This window comes from Microcystis sp. LSC13-02 (assembly GCA_002282935.1).
Taxonomy (GTDB): domain Bacteria; phylum Cyanobacteriota; class Cyanobacteriia; order Cyanobacteriales; family Microcystaceae; genus Microcystis.
Genome location: MTBT01000226.1, coordinates 1 through 6,367, shown reverse-complemented (window position 1 = coordinate 6,367; position 6,367 = coordinate 1). Strand labels below are relative to the sequence as shown.

6 protein-coding genes are annotated in these 6,367 nt (G+C 43.8%); 2 read left to right on the top strand and 4 right to left on the bottom strand.

Going from position 1 to position 6,367, the window contains the following annotated elements:
• Positions 1 to 338 precede the first annotated feature (338 nt).
• The 4 genes from leuS to BGL89_RS14125 all read right to left on the bottom strand — a co-directional run bounded on the left by leuS (position 339) and on the right by BGL89_RS14125 (position 4,846).
• A complete protein-coding gene (gene leuS / locus BGL89_RS14140) occupies positions 339 to 2,891 on the bottom strand; it encodes a leucine--tRNA ligase (RefSeq protein ID WP_286826240.1) in 2,553 nt (850 codons plus the stop codon).
• A gap of 25 nt (positions 2,892 to 2,916) precedes the next feature.
• Positions 2,917 to 3,252 carry a BON domain-containing protein gene (locus BGL89_RS14135; protein WP_286826239.1) on the bottom strand — a complete coding sequence of 112 codons (336 nt, stop codon included), beginning with the start codon at positions 3,250 to 3,252 and terminating at the stop codon, positions 2,917 to 2,919.
• Between the two features lie 22 nt (positions 3,253 to 3,274).
• Entirely contained in the window at positions 3,275 to 4,204 is a 930-nt protein-coding gene (locus BGL89_RS14130) for a CoB--CoM heterodisulfide reductase iron-sulfur subunit B family protein (protein WP_286826238.1), read from the bottom strand.
• Between the two features lie 291 nt (positions 4,205 to 4,495).
• Entirely contained in the window at positions 4,496 to 4,846 is a 351-nt protein-coding gene (locus BGL89_RS14125; protein WP_286826237.1) for an STAS domain-containing protein, read from the bottom strand.
• Positions 4,847 to 5,205: 359 nt separating this feature from the next.
• Between BGL89_RS14125 and BGL89_RS14120 the strand changes: the two genes are divergently transcribed.
• The gene (locus tag BGL89_RS14120; protein ID WP_002761266.1) at positions 5,206 to 5,400 is read left to right on the top strand and encodes a hypothetical protein; all 195 of its coding nucleotides are present in this window, start codon (positions 5,206 to 5,208) and stop codon (positions 5,398 to 5,400) included.
• Positions 5,401 to 5,552: 152 nt separating this feature from the next.
• Positions 5,553 to 6,281: a Uma2 family endonuclease gene (locus tag BGL89_RS14115; RefSeq protein WP_286826236.1), complete on the top strand. Its 729-nt coding sequence runs from the start codon at positions 5,553 to 5,555 to the stop codon at positions 6,279 to 6,281.
• Positions 6,282 to 6,367: the final 86 nt, after the last annotated feature.

The window sequence follows — 6,367 nt, the reverse complement described above, 5'->3', positions numbered from 1 at the left end:
GTTATCAATCTTTCCACCCTGCTTCGGCAGGTTTTTTGGGCTTTTTTATGTCTGAAATGGAAAAACCGCACTTTTTCTGGGTCAATGATTATAATAAGTTATAGCTTAGAGATTAATCAACAACTAAAGCTTATGCTTTTAGCTAAGTGAAATCATTGATTAAGAGACCTGTGCTTTTCAATAACTTTTTGCCGCAAACCCTATTTACAGACAATGCTAATTGTATAGTTTCTATTTTGCCATCTATTGATAGTTTTTCATAGAAAGTGTTAATCTAACTGATTACTGATAACTGAAAAGGTTCTTTAATTCCCTACCATTGTGATAATTGCTGTCATTTAACCCACGACAAAGTTAACTAATTTGCCCGGGACAACAATCACTTTTTTGATTTCCTTGCCCTCTAAATAACGTTGGGTGATTTCTGATTCCAGGGCGAGGGTTTCTAAGGTGCTTTTATCGGCACTAGCGGGAACTTGTATCGTGCCTCTGGTTTTTCCCAAAATTTGGATGACAAGGGTGATCTCGTCCACAATAAGGGCAGTAGGATCAACTTTTGGCCAAGGTTGCAGGTGAATTGATTGGCTATGGCCTAAAGCTTGCCATAATTCTTCGCTAAGATGGGGAGCAAAGAGGGAAAGTAAGATTAATAGGGTTTCGATTCCTTCCCGATAAATGGGGGATTCAAAACACTTATTATCCCCTAAAGCGTTACTGAGTTTCATTAATTCGGAAATGGCGGTATTAAATTGATAATCTCCTTCTAAATCCTCGGAGATTTCTTTAATAGCGGTGTGAATTGCCCGTCTTAAATCCTTGTCAGTTTTCGAGAAAGTTTCTATTTTTTTGACTTGCTTGGGTTTATTTTCAATGTATTCGCTGACTAAACGCCACACCCGATTAAGAAAGCGAAATTGTCCTTCTACCCCGGCATCTTCCCACTGTAAATCTTTTTCTGGGGGTGCGGTAAAAAGTATAAACATTCGGGCAGTATCAGCCCCATATTTTTCGAGGACTTTCAGAGGATCAACGCCGTTATATTTCGACTTGGACATTTTTTCAAAGAAGAAAGAAAGAACTTCTCCCGTGTCTTTATCGCAATATTTATCCTCTTTATAGATAACATTTTCTGCGGGGACATATTTGCCAGTTTCGGGATTTTTGTAGGTTAATCCCTGTACCATTCCCTGGGTTAATAGACGGTTAAAAGGTTCATCGACATTAACTAAACCTCGGTCTCTTAAAACTTTGGTAAAGAAACGAGAATAGAGTAAATGTAGGATAGCGTGTTCGATTCCTCCGACGTATTGATCCACGGGCATCCAATCATTAACCTTCTCGAATTGAAAGGGTATATCTTCATTTTTAGCATCGGTATAACGGAGGAAATACCAACTAGAATCGATGAAAGTATCCATGGTGTCTGTTTCCCGTTTTGCGGGAGTTCCACAACTAGGACAATCCACATTTACCCAGTCTTCCAACTTAGCTAAAGGGGAAGCCCCTCGACCGCTAAATTCGACATTTTCTGGTAAAGTAACGGGTAAATTTTCCACTGGTACTGGCACAGTTCCACAGTTAGGACAGTGGATAACTGGAATCGGACAACCCCAATATCTTTGACGGGAAATTAACCAATCCCGGAGGCGATATTGTATTCTAGCTTTGCCGTAACATTGGGCAGTGGCATAATCAATAATAGCGGTTTTTCCTTCTTGGGAATTCAGTCCATTAAATTGAGCGGAATTAATCATAATTCCCGCTTCTGTATAGGCCTCTTTTAACTCAATTTCGCCACTTTCTGGAGTAATAACTATCTTAATTGGCAGGTTATTTTCCCGAGCGAATTTAAAATCGCGACTGTCGTGAGCCGGGACTCCCATCACTGCCCCCGTACCGTATTCGTAGAGGACATAATCAGCAATTAAAATCGGAATTTCTTCACCAGTAAAAGGATTAATTGCTAGTCCTCCGGTTTTAATACCGCGTTTGGGTTTATCTTCGGCAGTTCTTTCTAATTCGCTTTCGCTGGCTATCTCTTGAATAAAAGTTTCTACGGCCGATTTTTGTTCGGGAGTGGTAACTTGTAAAGTTAAGGGATGTTCGGGAGCAAGTACCACATAAGTCACTCCATAAACCGTATCGGGACGAGTGGTAAAAACGGCAATTTTTTCTGTGGAATTAACAAGAGGAAATTCTAAATAAGCACCTACCGATTTACCGATCCAGTTGGCCTGCATGGTTTTAACCCGTTCTGGCCAACCGGTAAGTTTATCTAAATCAGTGAGTAATTGTTCGGCATAATCGGTGATTTTTAGGAACCATTGCCGGAGTAATTTTCTTTCTACTTTAGCACCCGATCGCCAAGATTTTCCTTCACTATCTACCTGTTCATTGGCCAAGACAGTTTGATCGATAGGATCCCAATTCACTGCCGCTTCTTTTTGGTAGGCTAATCCCGATGCAAAAAACTGTAAAAATAGCCATTGGGTCCAACGATAATATTCCGGGGAACAGGTGGCAACTTCTCTTTCCCAATCGATAGATAATCCTAACTGTTGTAATTGCCGTTTCATCTGGGCAATATTTTGCTCGGTCCATTTTGCCGGAGGAACTCCCCTTTCAATGGCGGCATTTTCTGCGGGTAATCCGAAAGCATCCCACCCCATGGGATGCAGGACGCGATAACCCTGCATTCTTTTCAGACGGGCAATCACATCGGTGATAGTATAGTTGCGAACGTGACCCATGTGCAGGTTGCCCGATGGATAGGGGAACATGGAGAGGGCGTAAAATTTCGGTTTATCGGCGTTTTCTGGGGTTTTGTCCAATCCCATTTGCTGCCAAATCTTCTGCCATTTCTGTTCGATTTCTGCGGGGTTGTACGGCACTGGGGTCCTTTCTCCTGAGTTTTATCTATCCTTCCCATTTTACCTGACTGGTATCGACGCTGGTTGCCCCATGTACTTTACTGGCGATCGCAACCATTTTATTTAAAGTCGCCTGATTGGAAACCTTGCCTTTTAGTACAACTTTACCACCAGTTTGAGCGACCCACAATTTGTCTTCATCAGCTAAATCCGGTGTCTCGTCAAAAGCTAAAACTACTCGTTTAGCTAGTCCGCTTTCGTCGTATTTTCCATCTAATCCGACTCTTTCGGGGGGAATACCCGCAGCAGCGGCTTTCCCTGCGATCGCACTAGCGGCATCTGCCGGTTTATCTAAGCCAAAAATTCTTTTTAACCAATCCATTGCTAACACTCCTGATTGAGTTCTAAAACCCCAATTTCTTTAAGAGGGATTTGGTCGAAACGATGTGTCGATCTAATCCTAAACGATCGGGACTGACTCCCACCGCTAAAGCGACCAATTGGGAAAAATGTAACACGGGTAAACCTAAACTTCGACCGATCACTTTTGCCACTTCCGGTTGTCGGGAATCAAGATTAAGATGGCATAAAGGACAAGGGGTGACTAAACAATCGGCCCCCGCTGCCATGGCCTCTAAAATGTGTTTTCCTGCCATTTGGAAGGATTGGGTGGTGGCATAACTGGACAGAGGCCAACCACAGCATTGAGTGCGTCCTTGATAATAAATCGGATTCGCCCCCACCGCTCGAAAGACATTTTCTAGAGATTCCGGCTGAAAGGGATTATCGTAGGGGAGAGTATCCTGGGCCCGCAGGAGATAACAACCATAAAAACTGGCACAATTTAACCCTGATAAGGGACGAACCACCTTGGCCGCCAGATTATCTAAGCCATAATCGCCGACAATTGCCCAGAGTAGGTGTTTAACCGTCGTCGTACCTTGGTAGGGGGAACAATGTTCTTTCTGTAAATAATTATTAACTTCCTCAACATAATTGGGATTATTATGCTTTGCTTCCTTCAAGCGCTCGTCCACATGACCGATCACTCCTTGACAGGTGCTACAGTGAGTCAACAGGGGTAAATTGAGGGCTTCCGCTAGGGCAATATTGCGCGCATTGACGGCATCTTCCAAGAGTTGCGAATCTTCCTTATAGGTTCCCGAACCACAACAGGCAGCTTTTTTGAGTTCGACTAAATTAATCCCCAAAGCTTCCGTCAGGGCTGCCGTGGATAAATATAGTTCCCGACAGGCACCTTGGGCGACACAACCGGGAAAATAAGCATACTGGAGATTGTTGACTGTCATGGATTCTAGGAAATTACTACTCATTACCTATCTACCATCTTGGCCCCCTTCCCCTCTGTCATCACTAAAGTCATGGAATTTCTTAATAGACAGTCTTTTGTGAGCTGCTCCGAACAAGTGTACGGTAGTTTGTCCCAGAAATAATATCCAAAAACGAGGAGAGCCATCTCAACAGTATAATGCCTCTCCTTGAAAAAAATTGTTGTCCTGAGGAGTCGGTTGTACAAATGGGAATCTGCCCGGTCAAGAGGTGATTTACCGGTAGAATTGAGAGTTCAGCCGAGAAATTGCGGCGAGAAACGCTATTTTCTCTGCTTACGCCGCTTGGGGGAGGGTGATAACAGCATCAAAGTCAGCACGGCTAGGGAAAATAGAGAGAACCCGATCGAGTTGGGTTAATTCAAAGATAATCTTGACTGAAGGTGGAATAGAACAGATATTGAAGGATTTTTCTTGACTTTGAGCCAGACGAAAGGCGCTAACTAAAGCCATTAATCCAGCGCTGTCGAGGAATTCCACCCTACTCATATCCACCAGAAAAGTGATAGAGCGACTCCGGTTAACCAGATTGGTGAGCTGCTCTTGAAATTCTAGGACGTTAGCGGCGGTAATATAGCCGTTTGGCTCAAATAGAGCAATTTCTGGGACTTTTACAGGACTTTTCATGGCTAGGCTTTGAAATTCATAAATGAACCTTTTAACTGGAGATCAGATACCGCTATTATGTTCTAACTTTCTGATTTTGTAACCTTCGTCTTGATATATTTTTTCTCTCCTGAAAAGATTAATCTTTTCTTAATCTTTACCCCTTTAGGAAGAAACCGGTTTTAGGTTAACCTTGGGATGCGAACAGTAAAGAGAAACAGTGATCAGGACTTACTCGGGTGAACATCAGGGGAAAGTCGTTAGGTTTAAGTTCTAATCCCGAATGACTGATGATGACCAAGCATTATACTGGTATTTTTGCTGAAATAAAGTAAAGCAGGATACAGAAACTAGATTTATTGAACTAGCGTAAGAAAACTGTGGATACCCAGCCGACTATCCGCCAATTAGTGGAACAAGCCCTATATTATCGTCAGATCACGCCAGAAATCGAAAACGGAATTAATGAACTCCTCGCTCGTCTTGGCTACGTTTCCGATGTGGATTACGAGGCCCTAGAGTTACTCATGGATGAAATGGACGAAGGCCGGATTAATCTCGTTCCGCGTCGGTAAGTTGATAGGGATATTTTCGATTATATAGATTTACTGGGGCGATCGGGGCTGTTGCAATCTAATCGCGGAGACGAGCTTTCGCTAACCGACAGTAATCTTTCCCCGACTAACCCCCTTTTAAAATAACCTTTGAGCGTTGGGAGCCACTACCCATGACCGTAGCCCTAAACCGAGCCGTTATTTATCCTGACAGTGATGGACAACCGATGGCCGATAATACCTTGCAATTTCGCTGGATTGTCTTGATTAAGGAAAATCTTGATTGTGTATTTCGAGATGCTTCCGATGTGTTTGTGGCGGGGGATTTACTGTGGTATCCCGTCGAGGGTCGTCCAGATATTCGCGTGGCTCCCGATGTGATGGTGGTCTTTGGACGGCCTAAAGGCGAGCGCGGCTCCTATCGTCAGTGGCAGGAGGGAAATATTGCACCCCAAGTGGTTTTCGAGATTTTGTCGCCGGGAAATACCCTCAAGGAAATGGCCAAAAAGTTAGGGTTTTATGAACAATATGGGGTAGAGGAATACTATATCTATGACCCTGAACGGGTGGATTTTGCTGGTTATCAGCGCAGGGCCAACAAGTTGCAAGTGATCGAAATGGCGACGGATTGGGTTAGTCCCCGGTTAGACATCCGTTTTGTGTTAAACCAGGAGCAGTTAGAAATTTATACTCCCCAGGGTAATCGTTTTTTAACAACCCTAGAGTTATCCGAACGGGCTAGTTTAGCAGAGCAAACCGCACAGACAGAACAACAAAGAGCTAATTTAGCAGAGCAAACCGCAGAGGCAGAACGGCAACGGGCCAATTTAGCAGAACAGGAAAATGAACGGCTCCTGGAATTATTACGGCAAGCAGGAATCATGGGGGAAGGGCAAGGTTGACATCCTCACCGCCGTAAACGGACGGTGATTCCCAAACCTCACGATTTGGGTTTCTGCTTCTTTCCCTTGCGGGGTTCCGCACCTGC